The sequence below is a fragment of the Pantoea sp. NGS-ED-1003 genome, assembly GCF_000738765.1.
GTDB lineage: Bacteria > Pseudomonadota > Gammaproteobacteria > Enterobacterales > Enterobacteriaceae > Pantoea > Pantoea septica.
The window spans coordinates 106,094-125,915 of the sequence record NZ_JPQA01000011.1; the positions used below are offsets into that span (position 1 = coordinate 106,094).

At 59.2% G+C, this 19,822-nt stretch carries 20 protein-coding genes, 1 other RNA gene and 1 pseudogene; 6 read left to right on the forward strand and 16 right to left on the reverse strand.

Annotated elements, in window-relative coordinates:
* The first annotated feature begins 36 nt into the window (after window positions 1–36).
* From rsmI to JS46_RS19965, 3 genes are all read left to right on the forward strand, one after another.
* Complete coding sequence (rsmI, locus tag JS46_RS19960) at window positions 37–900, forward strand: 16S rRNA (cytidine(1402)-2'-O)-methyltransferase (RefSeq protein WP_033754971.1); 864 nt, start codon at window positions 37–39, stop codon at window positions 898–900.
* Between the two features lie 33 nt (window positions 901–933).
* Window positions 934–1,311, forward strand: an RNA gene (gene rnpB / locus JS46_RS23115) — RNase P RNA component class A.
* Window positions 1,312–1,484: 173 nt separating this feature from the next.
* On the forward strand, window positions 1,485–2,888 hold the full coding sequence (locus JS46_RS19965) for a PLP-dependent aminotransferase family protein (RefSeq protein ID WP_033754974.1): 1,404 nt from the start codon (window positions 1,485–1,487) through the stop codon (window positions 2,886–2,888).
* Here the strand turns inward: JS46_RS19965 and JS46_RS19970 are convergent.
* The 11 genes from JS46_RS19970 to JS46_RS20020 all read right to left on the reverse strand — a co-directional run bounded on the left by JS46_RS19970 (window position 2,885) and on the right by JS46_RS20020 (window position 10,291).
* Window positions 2,885–3,367, reverse strand: a complete 483-nt coding sequence (locus JS46_RS19970) for a YlaC family protein (RefSeq protein WP_033754976.1) — start codon at window positions 3,365–3,367, stop codon at window positions 2,885–2,887. The two genes, JS46_RS19965 and JS46_RS19970, sit on opposite strands and share 4 nt — an antisense overlap.
* A 125-nt stretch (window positions 3,368–3,492) precedes the next feature.
* On the reverse strand, window positions 3,493–4,467 hold the full coding sequence (locus tag JS46_RS19975; protein ID WP_033754978.1) for a glutathione S-transferase family protein: 975 nt from the start codon (window positions 4,465–4,467) through the stop codon (window positions 3,493–3,495).
* Between the two features lie 75 nt (window positions 4,468–4,542).
* Entirely contained in the window at window positions 4,543–4,956 is a 414-nt protein-coding gene (locus tag JS46_RS19980; RefSeq protein WP_033754981.1) for a DoxX family protein, read from the reverse strand.
* A 208-nt stretch (window positions 4,957–5,164) separates the two neighbouring features.
* A complete protein-coding gene (locus JS46_RS19985; protein ID WP_033754984.1) occupies window positions 5,165–5,455 on the reverse strand; it encodes a YqjK-like family protein in 291 nt (96 codons plus the stop codon).
* Complete coding sequence (locus tag JS46_RS19990; protein WP_187143609.1) at window positions 5,452–5,850, reverse strand: phage holin family protein; 399 nt, start codon at window positions 5,848–5,850, stop codon at window positions 5,452–5,454. Before JS46_RS19990 ends, JS46_RS19985 begins: the two co-directional genes overlap by 4 nt.
* Window positions 5,851–5,852: 2 nt before the next feature.
* Window positions 5,853–6,158 (reverse strand): YqjD family protein, encoded by a 306-nt coding sequence (locus tag JS46_RS19995; protein WP_033754991.1) that lies wholly within the window; start codon window positions 6,156–6,158, stop codon window positions 5,853–5,855.
* A 35-nt stretch (window positions 6,159–6,193) separates the two neighbouring features.
* Window positions 6,194–6,568, reverse strand: a complete 375-nt coding sequence (locus tag JS46_RS20000; RefSeq protein WP_033754994.1) for a DUF1090 domain-containing protein — start codon at window positions 6,566–6,568, stop codon at window positions 6,194–6,196.
* A 178-nt stretch (window positions 6,569–6,746) separates the two neighbouring features.
* Window positions 6,747–7,109, reverse strand: a complete 363-nt coding sequence (gene mzrA, locus JS46_RS20005) for an EnvZ/OmpR regulon moderator MzrA (RefSeq protein WP_033754997.1) — start codon at window positions 7,107–7,109, stop codon at window positions 6,747–6,749.
* Window positions 7,106–7,783 carry a DedA family protein gene (locus JS46_RS20010; RefSeq protein WP_033755000.1) on the reverse strand — a complete coding sequence of 226 codons (678 nt, stop codon included), beginning with the start codon at window positions 7,781–7,783 and terminating at the stop codon, window positions 7,106–7,108. The genes mzrA and JS46_RS20010 overlap by 4 nt, the downstream gene beginning before the upstream one ends.
* A gap of 328 nt (window positions 7,784–8,111) precedes the next feature.
* On the reverse strand, window positions 8,112–8,879 hold the full coding sequence (gene exuR / locus JS46_RS20015) for a transcriptional regulator ExuR (RefSeq protein ID WP_033755003.1): 768 nt from the start codon (window positions 8,877–8,879) through the stop codon (window positions 8,112–8,114).
* Window positions 8,880–8,986: 107 nt separating this feature from the next.
* Window positions 8,987–10,291 (reverse strand): MFS transporter, encoded by a 1,305-nt coding sequence (locus JS46_RS20020; protein ID WP_033755298.1) that lies wholly within the window; start codon window positions 10,289–10,291, stop codon window positions 8,987–8,989.
* Between the two features lie 378 nt (window positions 10,292–10,669).
* Here JS46_RS20020 and uxaC point away from each other — a divergent pair, with 378 nt between their 5' ends.
* From uxaC to JS46_RS20035, 3 genes are read left to right on the forward strand one after another with little or no spacing between them, the layout of a single operon-like run.
* Window positions 10,670–12,085, forward strand: coding sequence for a glucuronate isomerase (gene uxaC, locus JS46_RS20025; RefSeq protein WP_033755006.1), 1,416 nt, complete (start codon window positions 10,670–10,672; stop codon window positions 12,083–12,085).
* 2 nt (window positions 12,086–12,087) lie between these two features.
* On the forward strand, window positions 12,088–13,536 hold the full coding sequence (locus JS46_RS20030) for a tagaturonate reductase (protein ID WP_033755008.1): 1,449 nt from the start codon (window positions 12,088–12,090) through the stop codon (window positions 13,534–13,536).
* 4 nt (window positions 13,537–13,540) lie between these two features.
* Window positions 13,541–15,031, forward strand: a complete 1,491-nt coding sequence (locus tag JS46_RS20035) for a UxaA family hydrolase (protein ID WP_033755011.1) — start codon at window positions 13,541–13,543, stop codon at window positions 15,029–15,031.
* Window positions 15,032–15,228: 197 nt separating this feature from the next.
* Here JS46_RS20035 and sstT read toward each other — a convergent pair whose 3' ends face one another.
* From sstT to JS46_RS22975, 5 genes and pseudogenes are all read right to left on the reverse strand, one after another.
* Window positions 15,229–16,461, reverse strand: coding sequence for a serine/threonine transporter SstT (gene sstT, locus JS46_RS20040; protein ID WP_033755012.1), 1,233 nt, complete (start codon window positions 16,459–16,461; stop codon window positions 15,229–15,231).
* A 235-nt stretch (window positions 16,462–16,696) separates the two neighbouring features.
* Entirely contained in the window at window positions 16,697–17,668 is a 972-nt protein-coding gene (locus tag JS46_RS20045; RefSeq protein ID WP_033755015.1) for a TerC family protein, read from the reverse strand.
* 253 nt (window positions 17,669–17,921) lie between these two features.
* The gene (locus JS46_RS20050; protein WP_033755017.1) at window positions 17,922–18,914 is read right to left on the reverse strand and encodes a Gfo/Idh/MocA family protein; all 993 of its coding nucleotides are present in this window, start codon (window positions 18,912–18,914) and stop codon (window positions 17,922–17,924) included.
* A 144-nt stretch (window positions 18,915–19,058) separates the two neighbouring features.
* On the reverse strand, window positions 19,059–19,358 hold the full coding sequence (locus JS46_RS20055) for a helix-turn-helix domain-containing protein (protein ID WP_033755019.1): 300 nt from the start codon (window positions 19,356–19,358) through the stop codon (window positions 19,059–19,061).
* Window positions 19,355–19,705: pseudogene (locus JS46_RS22975) on the reverse strand (type II toxin-antitoxin system RelE/ParE family toxin). Before JS46_RS22975 ends, JS46_RS20055 begins: the two are co-directional and overlap by 4 nt.
* Between the last annotated feature and the right edge of the window lie 117 nt (window positions 19,706–19,822).

A 19,822-nucleotide genomic window follows, 5' to 3' on the forward strand; every position in this document is an offset into this window, starting at 1 on the left:
GATGCTCAATATTAAATCGGCAATTCGGATGAAACAATGAAACAACTCGATCGGGCAGAGATTTCTGCCAGCACGCTCTACATCGTTCCAACCCCGATTGGTAATTTGGGTGATATCACCCAGCGGGCGCTGACGGTGCTTTCGGGCGTCGATCTGGTCGCAGCGGAAGATACACGTCATACCGGACTGTTGCTACAACATTTCGCCATCGCTGCGCGGCTCTTCGCACTTCACGACCACAATGAACAGCAGAAGGCCGAACTGCTGCTGGCGAAGCTGCAGCAAGGGCAGAGCATCGCGCTGGTCTCCGATGCCGGGACCCCGCTGATCAACGATCCGGGCTACCATCTGGTGCGCCTCTGCCGCGAGGCGGGCATCCGCGTGGTGCCGCTGCCTGGCGCCTGCGCCGCCGTCACAGCATTAAGCGCCGCCGGGTTACCGTCCGATCGTTTCTGTTACGAAGGGTTTCTGCCTGCCAAAACCAAGGCGCGCTGCGACGCGCTGCGCGCGCTGGCGCAGGAGCCGCGCACCCTTATTTTCTACGAGTCCACCCACCGTCTGCTCGACAGCCTGGAAGATATGGTGAAGGAACTCGGTGCCGATCGTTACGTGGTGCTGGCGCGCGAGCTGAGCAAAACCTGGGAATCGATTCACGGCGCGCCGGTGGGCGAGCTGCTCGCCTGGATCAAAGAGGATGAAAATCGTCGCAAAGGCGAGATGGTGCTGGTGGTCGAAGGGCATAAGGCGGATGAAGAGGCGCTGCCCGCCGAGGCGCTGCGCACGCTGGCGCTGCTGCAGAAAGAGCTGCCGCTGAAAAAGGCCGCGGCGCTGACGGCGGAAATCCACGGCGTGAAGAAAAATGCGCTCTATCGCTTTGCGCTCGATCAGCAAGAGGCGTGACAAATGCGGCCGAATGCCCTAATATCTCGCGCCGAAGCTGACCAGACAGTCGCCGCTTTGTCGTCGTCCCTCTTGTAGGGAGACGGGCAGAGGGGAGGAAAGTCCGGGCTCCATAGGGCAGGGTGCCAGGTAACGCCTGGGGGGCGCAAGCCTACGACCAGTGCAACAGAGAGCAAACCGCCGATGGCCCATTTATGGGATCAGGTAAGGGTGAAAGGGTGCGGTAAGAGCGCACCGCGCGTCTGGCAACAGTTCGCGGCACGGTAAACTCCACCCGGAGCAAGGCCAAATAGGGGTTCGCATGGTACGGCCCGTACTGAACCCGGGTAGGCTGCTTGAGCCAGTGAGCGATTGCTGGCCTAGATGAATGACTGTCCACGACAGAACCCGGCTTATCGGTCAGTTTCGACTTTTCAGGTGAAAACCCCGCGCAAGCGGGGTTTTTGCTTTCTGCTATGTGTTGCACGCCGGGCGCTTTGTCGCTTATCTCAATCCCGCCGCATTTCACGCTTCCTCGCGGTCAGACGACGCCACTGCGGTTCCCGCCATGCTAAACTGCGCCCCGGCAACGAAAGGAGCAGCCCGTGGCGAAATATCAGCAACTAACGGATGAGATTCAGCAGCAGATCGAGGCGGGCATCTGGCCGCCGGGCACAAAGCTGCCGTCGCTGCGTCAGCAGGTGGCGCAGCACGGGCTGAGCCTGATGACGGTGATGCACGCCTACGAGGTGCTGGAGAGCCAGGGCTGGATCGTCTCGCGGCCGCAGTCCGGCTACTACGTCGCGCCGCGCGCGCTGCAAACCGTGCAGGCGCAGGTGGCGCTCAGCGAGCAGGTCGATATCAACAACTTCGTCTTTGACGTGCTGCAGGCGATCCGCGACCCGGCGATTGTCCCGTTTGGCTCCGCTTTTCCCGATCCCGAACTCTTCCCCCAGCGTCAGCTGATGCGCTCGCTGACCAACGTCTCCCATCAGCTGACGCCGCTTGACGCGCTTAACAATCTTCCGCCAGGCAATGCCGCGCTGCGACAGATGCTGGCGCAGCGCTACGCGCGGCAGGGCATCACGCTGTCGCCGGATGAAATCGTCATTACCAACGGCGCGCTGGAAGCGCTCAATCTCAGCCTGCAGGCGCTGACTGAACCCGGCGACTACGTGGTCATCGAACAGCCGACCTTCTATGGCGCGCTACAGGCGATCGAGCGGCTCAAGCTCAAAGCGCTCGCGGTGCCGAGCGACGCGCAGCACGGCATCGATATGCAGCAGCTGGAAGAGACGCTGCAGCGCTGGCCGGTAAAAGCGTGCTGGCTGATGACCACGCTGCAAAATCCGCTCGGCGTGACGCTCTCGCCCGCGCGCAAAGCGCAGCTGGTGGCGCTGCTGGCGCGCTATCAGGTGCCGCTGATCGAGGATGACGTTTACGCCGAACTCTGGACGGGCGCTGAGGCGCCGCATCCGGCTAAATACTGGGATCGCGGCGGCGACGTGCTGCACTGCGGCTCTTTTTCCAAATGTCTGGTGGCGGGGTTCCGCGTGGGCTGGGTCGCGGCGGGGCAGCACGCGCAGCGTATCCAGCGGCTGCAGCTGATGAGCACGCTCTCCACCAGCGCGCCGATGCAGCTGGCGCTAGCGGACTTCCTCGCCACGCGCCGCTACGATACCCATTTGAAAAAACTGCGGCAGACGCTGGCGCGACGCAAAGAGTGGGTGCGCGAGGCGCTCTGCCGGGCGCTGCCGGCGGACGCCAGCGTAAGCGATTTGCCGGGCGGCTTCTTTTTGTGGGTGACGCTGCCGCGCGGCTATGACACCACGCAGCTCTATCAGCAGGCGTTGCAGCAGGGGATCAGCATCGCGCCGGGTCGGCTGTTTTCAGCGGGCGAGGAGTTTACCCACTGTTTTCGTATTAACGCCGCCTGGCCGTGGGATACGCGCGCCGAGGCAGCGGTCGAGACGCTGGGCAGGCTGATTGCCGACCAGCGGAGCGGTTAAACCTGCGCCGCCTGCTGGTGTCCCCAGGTCAGATAGTAAACATCATAGAAATCCACTTCGCCTTTCTGCCGCAGCAGGCGATGAATGCCGCTTTTCACCTCTTCCGGTGCGTCCGGCAAATTCAGGATCTTTTTTACGCCGCCTTCAGAGACCGGCTGCACGTAATACCACTCGCCGTTATAGCAGACGCGCAGATCCAGCGCGTCGATATCCTCGAAGCGATATTTCGGGTTGATATCCAGCAGCATCAGAAAGCTCATCACCAGCACGAACAGGGTAGCGAACCAGAAGGCGGGCCAGCCCAGCATCTCGGTGGAGAAGATCAGCGCCACGCACAGGCCGTAGCAGAGATACATCAGCGCCCAAAGGCCGGGGTGGGTTTTCAGAAAAGAGAAGCTAAAACGCGGCCGGTTATCGCGGCGCTCTTCACGATTAAGCGTCGCGATTTCGTCGATTAAGATTTGTTTAATGGCGTCCATTGTTCACCTCACCGTTATTTTTCTGCTCAGTAGAACAGATAACAGTTAGCCGGGGCAGACACAGAAACGCGCAGAATTTTTATAACAGTTGAGGCGCGCCGTCCCGGTAAGAACGGCGCGCGCGTTTAGCCGCGCCCGTGCGGCTCATCCCAGTCAAACGCCGGTCCCAGCGAAATCACGCCGTTCGGGTTGATGGTTTTATGGCTCACGTAATAGTGGTGGCGGATATGCGGCAGGTTCACCGTCTCGGCGATACCCGGCATCTGGTAGATATCGCGCAGGAAACCGCTCAAGTTGAGATAGTCGCCGATACGGTGGCGATCGCACTTAAAATGCGTAACGTAGACCGGATCGAAACGCACCAGCGTGGTCCAGAGACGCAAATCCGCCTCGGTGAGCTGGTCGCCGGTCAGATAGCGGTGCTGCCCCAGAATCTGCTCGAGGCGCGACAGCGAATGGAACAGCGCGGTCACCGACTCGTCATAGGCCGCCTGCGAGGTCGCGAAGCCCGACTTATAGACGCCGTTGTTGACCGTGTCGTAAATCCAGCCGTTCAGCTCGTCGATCTTTTCGCGCAGGGCGGGCGGATAGTAATCCCCGGCGCGCGCGCCGACGGCGTCGAAGGCGCTGTTGAACATGCGGATGATATCCGCCGATTCGTTGCTGACGATGGTGCCCTGCTGCTTGTCCCACAGCACCGGCACGGTCACGCGCCCGGTGTAGTGCGGATCGGCATGCAGGTAAAGCTGATAGAGAAATTCGTTCTGATAAAGCTTGTCGCCGGTGGCGTCAGGAAAATCGTCGTCGAACGTCCAGCCGTTCTCCAGCATCAGCGGATGCACCACGGAGACGTCAATCATCGACTCCAGTCCTTTGAGCTGACGCATCAGCAGCGTGCGGTGCGCCCAGGGACAGGCGAGAGAAACATACAGATGATAGCGATCGCGCTCGGCCTTAAAGCCCGCGTCGCCCGTCGGACCGGCGCTGCCGTCTGCGGTCACCCAGTTGCGCCAGACCGCTTCAGTGCGCTTAAAGCGTCCGCCGGTTGATTTGGTGTCGTACCAGGTGTCGTGCCAGACACCGTCAATCAGTTGGCCCATATCGCCTCCAATGCAAACAGGGCGAGGAGTATCCTCGCCCTGCTAAGTATATGTGGCATTACGCCAGATGTGTGCTTAACGCAGCGCCGCAGCTGGCGCAGATTTCTTACGCAGCAGGCTGTCGATGCTGTACGCGCCCGGACCGACAAGGCCCAGCACCAGGAAACCACCTGCGATAGAGAGGTTCTTCATAAACATCAGCTGGTTGACGCCTTCCGCGAAGTTGCTGTGGAACAGGAACGCCGTCAGGATGGTGAAGCCGGCGGTAAACAGCGCGGTGAAGCGGGTCAGGAAGCCGAACAGAATCGCCAGGCCGCCGCCAAACTCCAGCAGGATAACCAGCGGCAGCATAAAGCCCGGTACGCCCATCGCTTCCATATACTGCTGCGTGCCCGCATAGCCGGTAATTTTACCCCAGCCGGCCGTGATAAACAGGATCGGCATTAAAATACGCGCCAGCAGCAGACCAGTATCTTCGAATTTTTTCATCATTAACTCCAGGCTAGATTGTCGGCAGGGCAGTCGCGCCTGCGTTAGATAATTCCCAGCGAAAGGCGGCGTTGCCGTTTGCTGAGCTGATAGCTGGAGATAATAGTCGCGCAGGGGAAAGGTTGTAAGCGAGATATTCTGTAGGTGTTGTTCAGGAAATCTGATGAAGCGAAGCCGGCGATTTCGCACCGGCTGAATGCAGAGGGATTTAGCGCTGCGGCAGAGCCGATTTCAGCATACGCCAGGTGCTCCAGACGCCGAATCCGCGCTTGAGCAGGCGCATAAACTTATTCGGGCTGCGCACCGACCAGATAGCTAATGCGCTGCTGACGATGGCCAGATAGCGCCGCATGCTGAGAAACGTCAGCCAACCGCGATCGTACTGCGCCGTGCTCAGCAGGAAGTCGCGGCGGCTTGCGCTCAGGTCAAGCCGCTGCTGCTGTATTTCGCCGATTAAGTCATGAATGCGCGCTTCACGTTCCAGTTTGCTGCGGCTCATACGCGGTCATCCTCCAGCAGCTTGCGATCGGTCTCCAGCTCTTTGCGGGTGTGATGCAACAGCGTGGACTGACGCGATTTGCGCAGGCTCCACAGGCCGAAAATAATCGCCAGAAGAAAGAGAACGCCGGTAGTGATGCCGATCGCCATCAGGCGATACTGTGCGTCGACGGCCCAGATAATCAACACCATCAGGCTCATCAGCCCGAATGCGGTAAACAGCATGGTCAGACCAACCATCAGCAGCAGCTGAATCAGGTTGGCCTTTTCCGCTTCCAGCTCGACCACCGCCAGCCGTACGCGGGTCTCGACCATGCTGACCAGCGTAGTGACGATGCGCTGACCAATGTTGATGACCCCTTTGCCGGGGCCGTGGCTCTGCTGTGAATCCGCCATAATTAACGCCGTGAAATCAGCATGCCGATCGCCACGCCGATTGCCGCACCGATGCCAACGCCATGCCAGGGATTATCACGCACGTAGCCGTCCGCTTTCTGCGCGGCTTCACGCGTGGTCTGTGCCAGATATTCGCCAGAATCGCCCAGCTTCTCGCGCGAGCTATCGAGCGCGACGCGCGCTTTCTGACGCAGCTTATCCAGTTCGCCTTTGGACTTATCCGTTGTGCTGCTCAGCACCTCTTCCAGAGTGTCCGCCAGATTCTTTAACTCAGCACGCAAATGTTCTGATGAAGTGTCTTTTGACATGTAATGTTCCTTTTAGCTTCAGTGGTTGAGTCGGGTTAATAAGGCTCCGCCTGTAACTTTTTCAGCTCCTGGCGTGCTTCTTCCAGTTTACGTTCACGTTTGGCGATTTTTTCCTTATCGTCGCCATCCTGACGCTCCTCTTTCAGCTCGCGCTCGCGCTCTGCGACTTTCTCTCGCTGCGCCTTGATGCGCGCCTGGTGAGACGCTTTCAGTTTATTGTCGCTACAGTTAGCGCGCACTTCGGTCAGAGCGCGCTCCAGTCCGTTAACGCGACGCTGATTGTTATGCTGTTTCGCCATCGCAATTTCATGCTGAATATCCTGCTCTTTCTGCTGACAGAGCGATTCCGCCGCCATCAGCGAACCTGAGAGAGAAAACAGCGCGAGGCCAAGAAGTAATTGATGTTTCATCAGGCTTATTACCTTCCTTTGTTGTTGACCTGCCGCGAGCGGACAGCGTCATCTCCTGGCGTGTCAGATAGCTGAGCCATCCACTAAGCATAGACAGCGCCTGCAAAAAGTTCAAAAAAGACGGGGGGATACGGATTATTCTGTTGCCGCCCTGCCAGCGCAGGACGGCAATGTCGAGTCAGGAGATATTTAGCGTTGTCGAGGCGGCGGAAGCGGAGTCGGGATGTCTGGCGACCACAAAGCCCTCCGGCAGCAGGCGGCGCAGCACTTTTTGCGCGGCGAGGCTCTGCTCTTCGTTCTCGAAATGAATAATCAGCGCATCGCCCGACGGGGTAATGCTTTTAATGCGGATGCCCTGCGCCGTCAGCTGCTGATAGAGGTAAAACCCGTCCGGCAGCGGGCCGCCGGCATGGGATACGCGGATCTGCACTACGCTTTCGTGCCGCAGCAGCGTCGGCGTCAGGCAGATCGCCAGCAGCAGCAGCACGGCGATAGTCAGCCAGGGCAGCATGCGGCGGGGGACAGGGCCATAGATTTTCATGACTCGCCCTTGCCGTTCTGATTCGCCTGGCGTTTGCGCCACAGCACCACCAGCGATCCCACCAGGCCAATTACCAGCAGCACCAGCGGCAGCAGCATCAGGCAGAACATCAGCTCATCTTCATAGCGGCGGAAAATGGGCGTCTTGCCCAGCGCAAAGCCGAACACGGTCAGAATCAGCACCCAGAGCAGCGCGCTGACCCAGTTAAAAAACTGGAAGCGGGCGTTATTCAGCCCGGATAAACCGGCAATGGTCGGCAGCAGAGTGCGCACGAAAGCGATAAATCGGCCAATCAGCAGGGCCGACAGCCCGTGACGATGAAACAGGCTGTGCGCGCGGGCGTGATACTGCGCGGGAAGATGAGAGAGCCATTTCTGCACCGTCGGCGTGTTGCCGAGCCAGCGGCCCTGGATATAGCTGACCCAGCAGCCGAGGCTGGCGCCGGTGGTCAGCACCAGTACGGTGAGCGGAAAGCTCATGGTGCCTTTGGCGATCAGCACGCCCACCAGAATCAGCAGGCTGTCGCCTGGCAGAAAGGCGGCGGGCAGCAGGCCATTCTCCAGAAACAGGATCAAGAAGAGCACGCCGTAAATGGCCCAGACCAGCGTCGGATCGGAGAGGGTTTCGTAGTCCTGTTGCCACAACGCCTGCAGCAACGCTTGCAAAATATCCATCAATCATTCCTGAACATCATTGTTTAACGCGTCTTAAAAGACATAAGCGCAGACCGGCGGTTGGTTATCTGTTTTAGGAGCGCAGTCTGTGCAGAGTTTTCCGGATCCTTCCAGAATAGATTGTTAAATCAGCGAATTTTTAAACCCTGTCGCAAAGGGTAAGAAAGGGTCGATAACTGTAACAAAAATCACAGGTTTGAGACAGGGGAATGTGCCCGCCGCACAGGAGTTTTACCTGCTGACGCGGTCCGCCAAAAGGAGCTTTACACGACCTGACACTATTGCAGATTAACTGACTTTCCTGCGTGAAAACGCAGCAGAATCAAGGTTAATTGCTTGCGCCGTCCGGCAGGATGACGGGATTTTCGGCAAACATGTAACGATCCACATTAAATTCAAAGTCATCGGCGGTCGCGTTAAACAGCATCTGCTTAGTATTTTCCAGATGTTGCCACATCGCCAGTTTGCAGGCGGCGGGATCTTTGCGCATCAGCGCTTTGAGGATTTGATCGTGGTCGTCGCACCAGCTGAGGATGCTGCGCTGGTCGATATGCTCGTGGAGTTTGAGCCAGTAGGGGTTGTGCAGGCGATGCAGCCACATTTTTTCGACGATGGCCGCCAGCGCGCTGTTTTGGGTGGATTGTGCAATACGCACGTGAAACTGCATGTCCCACTGCGAGTCGCGAAAGTGATCTTCCTGACGCGCCTTTTCCTGAATCGCCATCAGTTCGATAATGTCCTGACGCGTCACCTGCGTCGCAGCGAACTCGGCGACGTTGCTCTCAATCAGCTGGCGCGCCTGCAGCAGTTCAAACGGGCCAAAGCTGGCGAATTCGAGCTGGCTGGAGGTCATCACTCGATTCTGCTGCTGACTGGCGATAACGTGAATACCTGAACCTTTGCGCACCTCAACGTAGCCTTCTACCTCCAGCATAATGATCGCCTCGCGCACCACGGTGCGGCTGACGTTCATCTCTTCCGCGATCAGGCGTTCCGCAGGTAGCTTGTCTCCCACCGGGTAAATGCCTGTTTCAATACGGCTTTTCAGATCGCTGGCGAGCTGTTGATAAAGTCGACGAGGTTCGGTCAGTTCCATAGCGCATTCTCGTGTCGCAAATAAAGTTGTTATACCACTTTGCGGCCGTTAAATAAAAGGTCCCGCGCAAGGATGGCGCGGGACGCTTTGCTCTTCGGTCAGCGCTGCTAGCCGCGTACCGGCGCGGCCTGCGGCGGCGTTATCTCTTTTTCCAGCTCCGAGACGGGCTTATTGCGCAGCACCGTCCAGATCACCACCGCGCCCAGCAGATCGAACACCGCCAGCGCGGCGAACAGCGGGCTGAAGCCCAGCGTATCGGCCAGCGCGCCGACCACCAGCGCGAACATGGTGCTGGCTGTCCAGGCCGCCATGCCGGTCAGACCGTTGGCGGTCGCGACTTCGTTACGGCCAAAAACGTCGGAAGAGAGGGTGATCAGCGCGCCGGAGAGCGCCTGATGGGCGAAGCCGCCGACGCAGAGCAGGCCGATAGCGACGTAAGGGCTGGTGAAAAGACCGATGGTGCCGGGGCCGATCATCAGCACCGCGCCCATGGTGACCACCAGCTTGCGCGACACGATCAGGTTCACGCCGAACCAGCGCTGAAACAGCGGTGGCAGATAACCGCCGAGAATGCAGCCGAGGTCGGCGAACAGCATCGGCATCCAGGCAAACAGCGCGATCTCTTTCAGGTTGAAGCCATAAACCTTAAACATAAACAGCGGGATCCAGGCGTTAAAGGTGCCCCAGGCCGGTTCCGCCAGAAAGCGCGGCAGCGCGATGCCCCAGAACTGGCGGTTGCGCAGGATCTGACGCGCCGTCATTTTTTTGGTATTGCCGGTCTGATGCTGCGCTTCCTGACCGGAAATAATGTACTGACGCTCTTCTTCGCTGAGTTTGGTCTGCTGCTTCGGATGTTTATAAAAGATCAGCCAGCAGATCGCCCAGAGCAGGCTCAGCACGCCGGTAATGATAAATGCCATCTGCCAGCTGTGCGCCACGATCGCCCACACGACCAGCGGCGGCGCCAGCATGGCGCCGATAGAAGAGCCGACGTTGAAGTAGCCCACGGCGACGGAACGCTCTTTAGCCGGGAACCACTCGCTGCTCGCCTTCAGGCCCGCCGGGATCATCGCCGCTTCCGCCGCGCCCACCGCGCCGCGCGCCAGCGCGAATCCGCCCCAGCTGCCGGCCATCGCCGTCGCGGCGCAGAAGATCGCCCACAGCACGGCGAATACGGCATAGCCGACTTTGGTGCCGAGCAGGTCGAGCACATAGCCGGCGACCGGCTGCATAACGGTATAACAGGCGGAGTAGGCCGCCACGATGTAGGAGTACTGTTGGGTGGTGATATGCAAATCGGTTTGGAGCGTCGGCGCGGCGACGGCGATGGTATTACGGGTGAGATAACCCAGCACGGTGCCCAGCGTCACCAGCCCGATCATATACCAGCGTAGCCCTTTAATCTTACGCATCATTTACCTCTTCCAGTGTTCTGTCTGCGGTCTTGCCGCTGTTGTTATCTGGAGCGGGACAACCGTGAGCCGACTTAATCTCACGCCCGCAGGTCGCGCAAAAGCGACCCTGTGTTTACCTTGCCATTACGGAGCGAGAGCGTAACTTGTTATACAACTTTAAAAGTTGAGAGCCATCACAAAAGCCCCTTTTGCAATGTGGGATACTTTAAACCTGCGTAATGACAGCCATTTAGCACGCTGCAGAGAGCAAAAACGTCCATGAGTTCAGTGAATAGCTGCTGTTTATGTGAGCGAGATCTCAAAGAATTCTGTGGCTGGTGAAAATTGGTATGATAACTTTGAGCGCATTAAGGCTCTATCCAAGAGGAAGCAAGTATGTCGCGTTTTATGACCGAGGATTTTTTGCTGGATACCGAATTTGCCCGTCGTCTTTATCATGACTACGCAAAGGATCAGCCGATTTTCGACTATCACTGCCATCTTCCCCCGCAGCAGATTGCCGAAAATTACCGCTTTGCCAACCTCTATGACATCTGGCTGAAAGGCGATCACTACAAGTGGCGCGCCATGCGCGCTAACGGCGTGCCGGAGGCCTTCTGCACCGGCGACGCCAGCGATCGCGAAAAATTCGACGCCTGGGCGCGCACCGTGCCGCACACCATCGGCAATCCGCTCTACCACTGGACGCACCTTGAGCTGCGTCGTCCTTTCGGCATTACCGACACCTTGCTCTCTGAAAAAACCGCCGACAGCATCTGGGAGCGCTGCAACGCGCTGCTGGCGCAGGATGATTTTACCGCGCGCGGCATCATGCAGCAGATGAAAGTGAAAATGGTCGGCACCACCGACGATCCGCTGGATGATCTGCAGCACCACCGCGCGCTGGCGCAGGACGGCAGCTTCGGCGTCAAGGTGCTGCCGAGCTGGCGTCCGGATAAAGCTTTTAATATCGAAGCGGAAAGTTTCCTGCCGTGGATTGAGAAACTGGAGTCGCTGACCGACGTCAGCGTGCGTCGCTTCGACGATCTGCGCCGCGCGCTCAGCAAGCGTCTCGACTACTTCGCCGAGCACGGCTGCAAAGTGTCGGACCACGCGCTCGACGTGGTGCTCTACGCCGAAGCGGACGATGCGACGCTGGACGCCATCCTGGCTGGCCGCCGCGCCGGCAAGGCGTCGGACGGGCAGGCGATCGCGCAGTTCAAAACCGCCGTGCTGGTGTGGCTGGGCGGCGAATATGCGCGTCGCGGCTGGGTGCAGCAGTACCATATCGGCGCGCTGCGCAACACCAACCGCCGCCAGTTCGAACTGCTGGGGCCGGACGTCGGCTTCGACTCGATTAACGATCAGCCGCTGGCGGAACCGCTGGCGAAGCTGCTGGGCGCGCAAAATCTGCATAACGCGCTGCCGAAAACCATCCTCTACTGCCTGAACCCGCGCGACAACGAAGTGCTGGCGACCATGGCGGGCAACTTCCAGGGCGAAGGCGAGGCGGGCAAAATGCAGTTCGGCTCCGCCTGGTGGTTCAACGATCAGCTCGACGGCATGCAGCGCCAGATGACGCAGCTGGCGCAGATCGGCCTGCTCAGCCGCTTTGTCGGCATGCTGACCGACAGCCGCAGCTTCCTCTCCTATACGCGCCACGAATATTTCCGCCGTCTGCTGTGCCAGATGATCGGCCGCTGGGTCGAGAACGGCGAAGCGCCGGGCGACGAGGCGCTGCTGGGCCAGATGGTGCAAAACATCTGCTTCAATAACGCGCGCGACTACTTTGGCATCGAGCTGGGAGCCTGATCATGCAGCGGCTAAACCGTCACGACTTTCCCGGCGCGACCTACAGCGAGCGCGTCATCCAGTTCGGCGAAGGCAACTTTCTGCGCGCCTTTATCGACTGGCAGCTCGACTGGCTGAACCAGCACCAGGGCACCGACGCGGGCGTGGTGGTGGTGCGGCCGCGCAACCGGACCGTCAGCGACAGCCTGAATCAGCAGGACGGGCTCTATACCACGCTGATCCGCGGGCTTAACGAGCAGGGCGAGCGCGTCAGCGAAACGCGCCTGATCCGCAGCCTGAATCGCGAGATCCAGCCTTACGTCCAGCACGAGGATTTTCTGGCGCTGGCGCGCGCGCCGCAGATGCGCTTCGTCTTCTCCAACACCACCGAAGCGGGCATCGCTTTTGTCGAGGGCGATCGCCTGACGGATGCGCCCGCATCCAGCTTTCCCGGCAAGCTGACGCAGCTGCTGTGGACGCGCTTTGAGCACTTTAACGGCGCTGAAGACAAAGGCTGGCTGATTGTGCCCTGCGAGCTGATCGACCATAACGGCGACGCGCTGCGCGAGCTGGTGCTGCGCTATGCGCGCCACTGGCAGCTGCCGGAAAGCTTCGCCGCCTGGGTGTCGCAGCACTGCGTGTTCTACAACACGCTGGTGGATCGCATCGTGACCGGCTTCCCGCAGGAGAGCGAGGCGCTCACCGCTCAGCTCGGCTATGAAGATCGTTTTCTGGTGGCGGGCGAGGTCTACTACCAGTTCATTCTGCAGGGGCCGCGCGCGCTGTTCGACGAGCTGAAGCTCGACGCGCTGGCGCCGCAGGTGCGGCGGGTGGATGACATCGCGCCGTGGAAGGCGCAGAAAGTGGCGATCCTCAACGGTGCCCACACCGCGATGGTGCCGGTGGCGTTTCAGGCCGGTCTGGAGAGCGTCGGCGAGGCGATGGCGGATCCGGCCATTGCAGGCTTCGTCGATCGCCTGCTGCGCGAGGAGATCATTCCCACGCTCGATCTGCCGCGCAGCGAGCTGCACGCTTTCGCCGACGCGGTCGAGCGACGTTTCCGTAACCCTTTTATCCGCCATGCTCTGCTCTCGATCGCGCTCAACGGCATGACCAAGTTCCGCACTCGCCTGCTGACGCCGCTGCTGGCATCGCACGCGCAGAGCGGCATCTGGCCGCCGCGTCTGACCTTTGCGCTGGCGGCGCTGATCGCCTTCTATCGCGGCGCATCGGCGGAAAAAAGCTGGCCGCTGCAGGATGACGCGCACTGGCTGGCGCGCTTTGAAAAAAACTGGCAGGCCCTTAATAACGACCAGATCTCCCCGGAACAGCTGGTGCGCGAGGTGTTAAGCGACGCGCAGCACTGGGGCGAAGATTTGACCCGGCAGCCGCAGCTGGTGGCCGAGGTCAGCCGACACCTGCAAAATATCATCGCCCACGGCATGCGTGAGGCGTTGAGCACACTGGGATAAAGCTATGCAAGACGCGATTAAGATTCACTCTCAGGACAACGTCGCCGTGGCGCTGCGCGACTTAGAAGCAGGGCAGACCATCGATCTGCAGCAGACGGCGGTGCAGCTGCAGCAGGCGGTGACGCGCGGCCATAAGTTCGCGCTGCGGCCCATCGCCGAGGGCGAGCTGGTGATCAAGTATGGGCTGCCGATCGCCCACGCCACGCAGCCGATCGCCGCAGGCGAGGTGATCCACTCCAGCAACGCGCGCACCAACCTGAGCGATCTGGACGAGTACGACTACCGGCCGGAGTTTGTCGAGGTGCCGCCGCAGCCGGGCGATCGCGAGGTGCAGATCTATCGCCGCGCCAATGGCGACGTTGGGATCCGCAACGAGCTGTGGATCTTGCCGACCGTGGGCTGCGTCAACGGCATTGCGCGTCAGATCCTGCAGCGCTTTCTCAAAGAGACCGACAACGCGGCGGGCACCGACGGCGCGTTTCTGTTTAGCCATACCTTTGGCTGTTCGCAGCTGGGTCAGGATCATGAGAATACCCGCACCATGCTGCAAAATATGGTGCGCCATCCTAACGCCGGCGCAGTGCTGGTGATCGGGCTCGGCTGCGAAAACAATCAGGTCGACGCCTTCCGCGAGACGCTAGGCCTGCCGGAGAGCGACCGTATCCAGTATATGGTGTGCCAGCAGCACGACGACGAAGTGGAAGCAGGGCTGGAGCATCTGCGCGCCCTGTATGAGGCGATGCGCCATGACAAGCGCCAGCCGGGCAAGCTGAGCGAGCTGAAGTTCGGCCTGGAGTGCGGCGGATCGGACGGTTTCTCCGGCATTACCGCCAACCCGCTGCTGGGGCGTTTCTCCGATCAGATGATCGCTAACGGCGGCACCACGGTGCTGACCGAGGTACCGGAGATGTTCGGCGCGGAACGTATCCTGATGAGCCGCTGTCGCGATGAGTCGACCTTTGAGAAGACGGTGGCGATGATTAACGACTTCAAGCGCTATTTTATCGACCATCAGCAGCCTATTTATGAGAACCCGTCGCCGGGCAATAAAGCGGGCGGCATTACCACGCTGGAAGAGAAGTCGCTGGGCTGCACCCAGAAGGCGGGCTCCAGCCAGGTGGTGGACGTGCTGAAGTATGGCGAGCGGCTGAAGACGCCGGGACTGAATCTGCTGAGCGCGCCGGGCAACGACGCGGTCGCCACCAGCGCGCTGGCGGGCGCGGGCTGCCATATGGTGCTGTTTAGCACCGGACGCGGCACCCCCTACGGCGGCTTTGTGCCGACGGTGAAGCTGGCGACCAACTCGCCGCTGGCGGAGAAGAAGCCGCACTGGATCGACTTTAACGCCGGTCGTCTGCTGGAAGGAATGAGCATGGATGCGCTGCTGGAGGATTTCGTCGACACCATCGTGGCGATTGCCAGCGGCGAGCTGACCAACAACGAGAAGAACGATTTCCGTGAGCTGGCGATTTTTAAAAGCGGCGTGACGTTATAGTTTGTCGGGCAAAAAAATGGCGGCCTGAAGGCCGCCATTGCTGTCTGTCAGTCTCGAGCCCTTCGCGGGTGGCAGGGTCCGATCGCAAAGTCGCTAAACGCATCCCTGCTCGCTCGGCCCGCGCCTTCCCTGGCGCGGGACGCTTTGCTCTTCGGACCCTGCCACCCGCTCTTTAGGCTATTAAGCTATCTGAACGATCAAGCCCGGCTGGTTTCGCGCTCGGCTTCCGCCTGACACACCGCCGCGGTAAACAGAATATCAGTCGAAGAGTTCAGCGCCGTTTCGGCGGAATCCTGCAGCACGCCGATAATGAAACCGACCGCGACCACCTGCATTGCCAGATCGTTGGGAATGCCGAACATATTGCAGGCGACCGGGATCAGCAGCAGCGAACCGCCCGCCACGCCGGATGCGCCGCAGGCGCACAGCGAGGCCACCAGGCTCAGCAGAATCGCCGTCGGCACGTCGACACTGATCCCCAGGGTATGCACCGCCGCCAGCGTCAGCACGGTAATAGTGATGGACGCGCCCGCCATGCTAATGGTGGCGCCCAGTGGAATCGACACCGAATAAGTATCCTCATCCAGATTCAGGCGTTTCGCCAGCGCCATATTCACCGGAATATTGGCCGCCGAGCTGCGGGTAAAGAAGGCGGTCACGCCGCTCTCGCGCAGGCAGGTAAAGACCAGCGGATAAGGGTTGCGGCGAATCTTGCTGTAGACCAGCAGCGGATTCACCACCAGCGCCATCAGTAGCATACAGCCCAGCAGCAGCGCCAGCAGATGCGCATATTGCCACAGCGCGCCGAAGCCGGTAGAGGCCAAAATCGACGCTACCAGGCCGAAAATGCCGATCGGCGCGCAGCGGATCACGCAGCGCACCAGCCAGGTTACGGCGTTTGAGGCGTCATTAAGCAGGTCGCGCGTGCTCTGTGCGCTGTGGCGAAACGCCAGGCCGAGGCCGATCGCCCACACCAGAATGCCGATATAGTTGGCCTCCATCAGCGCGGTGATCGGGTTAGCGACCATGCTCATGAGCAGGCCGCGCAAGACTTCGGTAATGCCCGACGGCGGCGTAATCTCGGTTTTACCGACCGCCAGCGTCAGCGTCTGCGGCACCAGATGGCTAAACACTACCGCGACCACTGCCGCGAAAAAGGTGCTCAGCAGATAGAGCGCGATAATGGGTTTGATATTGGTTTTCTGGCCCTGCTGGTGATTCGCAATCGAGGCGATTACCAGCACCAGGACCAGCAGCGGGGCGACAGCCTTCAGCGCGCTAACGAACAGCTCGCCCAGCAGGCCGACGGCCAGCGCCGCATCTTTCGAGACCCAGGCCAGTGCCACGCCAGCCACCAGCCCTACCATAATTTGTTTCACCAGGCTTCCTGCGAGTAGCGCGCCCAGACGACCGGAAAATGAGTTCTGCATAATTGTTCTTTACGTTGTAGCGAGATGTGGCTTCAGAGGACGTCGATTAACGCGCCTGAAGCGGTTTGCCCGGCGGAGTATAAGGAAAAGAGCGGACGAGGAAAGAGATAATTCTGTCGGTGCGAGGGCGATCGGATTTCTATTATGCTGTATGAAGAGAGTGTGACAGAGCGATGAAATGTCGCATCCGGGGCTGGCAAAATAAAACAGGGGCATTACCTGCCCCTGTAGCGGATTATTGCGAGAGTTTTTTCTGGTCGTTTTTGCGATTCACCCAGGCGTTGATCAACAGGGTTGAACCGAGGATCACGCCGACAACGCCCAGCGAGATCGCCACCGGAATATGGTAGAACTCGACGATCAACATTTTAATGCCGATAAACACCAGCACGATCGCCAGGCCATATTTGAGCATCGAGAAACGCTCGGCGACGTTGGCCAGCAGAAAATACATCGCGCGCAGGCCGAGGATAGCGAACAGGTTAGAGGTCAGTACGATAAAGGGATCGGTGGTCACGGCGAAGATCGCCGGGATGCTGTCGACCGCGAAAATCACGTCGCTCAGCTCTACCATAATCAGCACCAGCAGCAGCGGCGTCGCAAACAGCACGCCGTTCCTGCGGGTGAAAAACTTCTCGCCCTCCAGCTCGTCAGTCATGCGCAGATGCTTGCGCAGCCAGCGTACCACCGGCTTATCGCCCACCGCATTCTCATCATCTTCTTTGGAAAAGGCCATCTTCAGGCCGGTCAGCAGCAGGAAAGCGCCGAACAGATAGAGGATCCAGCTAAACTGCGTCACCAGCCAGCTGCCCGCGAAGATCATAATGGTGCGCAGCACGATGGCGCCCAGCACGCCGTAAATCAGCACGCGGCGCTGCAGCGCGGCGGGAATAGAGAAGTAGCTGAAGAGCATCAGCCAGACGAAGACGTTATCGACCGCCAGCGCTTTTTCCAGTACATAACCGGTCAAAAATGCCAGGGTTTGCGTGGTGGCGACTTCGCGCCCGGCGCTTCCCTCGAGATACCACCAAAAGGCGGCGCTGAACAGCAGCGACACCGACACCCAAATCAGTGACCAGACGGCCGCCTGTTTAAAACTCATGGTCTGCGCGCCGCGTCGTCCCTGCAAAAAGAGATCGATCGCCAGCATAATCAGCACCACCACTGCAAAGCTGCCCCAGAGAAGAGGCGTTCCTACTGTCTGCATAGCGTTTCCTGCCCTGAAATAAAAAACGGCTGAAGTCAGAAGACGTCAGCCGCTTTACAGGGATGTAAGCAAACCTCGCCTTCCGGCAAGGTCTCACTTACAACGCAGAATCAGATTCCGGGTTGCCTGACGACCGGATGCTTACGCACCGTAATGACGATCGTGCAGCTTACAAGTTACTCCCCTTTGCTGTCCGTTAAGATAGGCGCTGGCCATGAAAGAGGCAAGCACAGCCATTCATATTTAGACATATTTACACAGCCGGCTCGTCGGCCGGGAAAACCACGCCGGTCTGACGGCGGATTTCGGTCAGCAGCGCGGCGGTGATGCGCGCGGTTTCCAGTCCAGGATGATCGACATGGCGCTGGCGCACCAGCTGCACAAAACTCTGGGCCTCATAAAGCATGGTATTGATATGCTGCGGCTGGCTGAGATCCTGCACCTGAGCGGCGCTCTGGCGCGGCACCAGGCTGACCGACTGCATCTCCGACAGCTTTTCGATCAGCAGCGAGCCCGCTTCGCCCTGAATTTCGCTGGCAATGCGCGAATCGCTGACCTTGGAGTGCAGCAGCGTGACGTCGAAGTCGCCGTAGTCGAGCAGCACGCTGCCGTGGCCGTCGACCCCGCTCGCCAGCAGCGTAGCGCGTGCGCTTACCGCCTGCGGCGCGCCCCACAGCGCCACCGCCGTCGCCAGACAGTAGTAGCCGATATCCATGATCGAGCCGTTGGACCAGCGCGGATCAAAGGTATTGGGATTCTCGCCGTCGAGATAGCGCTGATAGCGCGATGAATACTGGCAGTAGCTGAACAGCGCCTTGCGCAGCGGGCCGATGGCGGGCAGCGCCTGCTGCAGCTGTGCGAAGTTGGGCAGGCTGGCGGTTTTAAACGCCTCGAACAGCACCACTTGATGCTGACGGGCGCAGGCGATCATCCGCTCCGCCTCGTGCAGGTTGGAGGCGAGCGGCTTTTCGCAGATAACGTGCTTGCCGTGCGACATAAACAGCAGCGCCTGCTCGCAGTGGAGTGCATTCGGGCTCGCCAGATAAACCGCATCGATAAGATCGCTGGCGGCCAGCGCCTCCAGCGAGGTAAAGAGATGTGAACAGGGATAGTCTGCGGCAAAGGTTTCCGCCTGCTGCTGCGAACGCGAATAGATGGCGTTCAGGCGCAGATGGCCGGTTTCATGCGCGGCATCGATAAACTGGCGCGTTATCCAGTTGGTTCCCACAATAGCAAAACGGATCACGTCGGCTCTCCTGCGGCAAATAGCGGCAGAGTAACACGGCCGGCACCGGGCGCAAGCGCTGATAGTAAAGGCAATTTAATTATGCGATCCGCCTTCCAGTCAGGTACAAGCGACAGATTCCGGGAGGTAAAGAGCACATGCTGTTTAGAGGTGGAAAGCGATGCGTTTGCCAGAAGGCAATTCTACATCCAGGCTGAGCTTGCCCCCCATTGCCTCAATGTAGCGCTTAAGTGTTGCTATCTTAAGCTCGTTGCCGCGTTGCTCTAGCTGAGTAATCGCGGGCTGGCTGATGCCCATCGCTTCCGCAACGCTTTTTTGCGACAGTTGCAGCTCCTCTCGCATCATCTGTAAGCCGGTTTCGAGCACCATCTCGTCTGCCATATCGCGTATGCGCTGCTGGCTTTCCGCTGAGCGTGCGGCAATAGCGTCATCAAGCGTTCTCATCGTTTCCCCTTCAGGTTGTTCAGGTGCGCCGTGAATTCATCGTCGGCAATACGTATCATGCGCGGGTAAAAATTTTTATCATTGCTTTTATCACCTGCGCAAAGGATGACCGCTCTGCGTACGGGATCAAACGCGAAAAAAGCGCGTACCGGCTTTCCAGCGTATTAAATACGAAGTTCTTTCATATTCTTGTGTCGCGATCCATTCACCGAATCTGCATAAGGCCGAGGCAGCACAGGTCCGTACGTCCTGAGGTTGATAAGATCGGCAAGGATTTTTTCCTGTAAAGCCTCTTCCTGTTCTTCGAACCACGCATCGAATACCTTACCGAAAAGCACAGTCCACATAGAATATCCTTATAAGCTGTAGCTTATAAAAATGCTATAAGCTACAGCTTATAAAAGCAAGAGGCACGACATGATGGTTCATTGCCAGTCCATCCAGCCTTTGCAAGTGAGTCGCCT

Bases quoted from the DNA above. Each gene is read 5' to 3' on its own strand.
- exuR (WP_033755003.1), bottom strand. From the start codon at position 8,879: ATGGAACTGACCGAACCTCGTCGACTTTATCAACAGCTCGCCAGCGAT.
- JS46_RS20010 (WP_033755000.1), bottom strand. From the start codon at position 7,783: ATGGATATTTTGCAAGCGTTGCTGCAGGCGTTGTGGCAACAGGACTAC.
- JS46_RS19975 (WP_033754978.1), bottom strand. From the start codon at position 4,467: ATGGGCCAACTGATTGACGGTGTCTGGCACGACACCTGGTACGACACC.
- JS46_RS20030 (WP_033755008.1), top strand. From the start codon at position 12,088: ATGCAGCGGCTAAACCGTCACGACTTTCCCGGCGCGACCTACAGCGAG.
- JS46_RS20045 (WP_033755015.1), bottom strand. From the start codon at position 17,668: ATGCAGACAGTAGGAACGCCTCTTCTCTGGGGCAGCTTTGCAGTGGTG.
- JS46_RS19985 (WP_033754984.1), bottom strand. From the start codon at position 5,455: ATGAGCCGCAGCAAACTGGAACGTGAAGCGCGCATTCATGACTTAATC.
- mzrA (WP_033754997.1), bottom strand. From the start codon at position 7,109: ATGAAAATCTATGGCCCTGTCCCCCGCCGCATGCTGCCCTGGCTGACT.
- JS46_RS19990 (WP_187143609.1), bottom strand. From the start codon at position 5,850: ATGGCGGATTCACAGCAGAGCCACGGCCCCGGCAAAGGGGTCATCAAC.
- JS46_RS19970 (WP_033754976.1), bottom strand. From the start codon at position 3,367: ATGGACGCCATTAAACAAATCTTAATCGACGAAATCGCGACGCTTAAT.
- JS46_RS19995 (WP_033754991.1), bottom strand. From the start codon at position 6,158: ATGTCAAAAGACACTTCATCAGAACATTTGCGTGCTGAGTTAAAGAAT.
- rsmI (WP_033754971.1), top strand. From the start codon at position 37: ATGAAACAACTCGATCGGGCAGAGATTTCTGCCAGCACGCTCTACATC.
- JS46_RS20000 (WP_033754994.1), bottom strand. From the start codon at position 6,568: ATGAAACATCAATTACTTCTTGGCCTCGCGCTGTTTTCTCTCTCAGGT.
- sstT (WP_033755012.1), bottom strand. From the start codon at position 16,461: ATGCAGAACTCATTTTCCGGTCGTCTGGGCGCGCTACTCGCAGGAAGC.
- uxaC (WP_033755006.1), top strand. From the start codon at position 10,670: ATGTCGCGTTTTATGACCGAGGATTTTTTGCTGGATACCGAATTTGCC.
- JS46_RS20035 (WP_033755011.1), top strand. From the start codon at position 13,541: ATGCAAGACGCGATTAAGATTCACTCTCAGGACAACGTCGCCGTGGCG.
- JS46_RS20055 (WP_033755019.1), bottom strand. From the start codon at position 19,358: ATGAGAACGCTTGATGACGCTATTGCCGCACGCTCAGCGGAAAGCCAG.
- JS46_RS19980 (WP_033754981.1), bottom strand. From the start codon at position 4,956: ATGAAAAAATTCGAAGATACTGGTCTGCTGCTGGCGCGTATTTTAATG.
- JS46_RS20020 (WP_033755298.1), bottom strand. From the start codon at position 10,291: ATGCGTAAGATTAAAGGGCTACGCTGGTATATGATCGGGCTGGTGACG.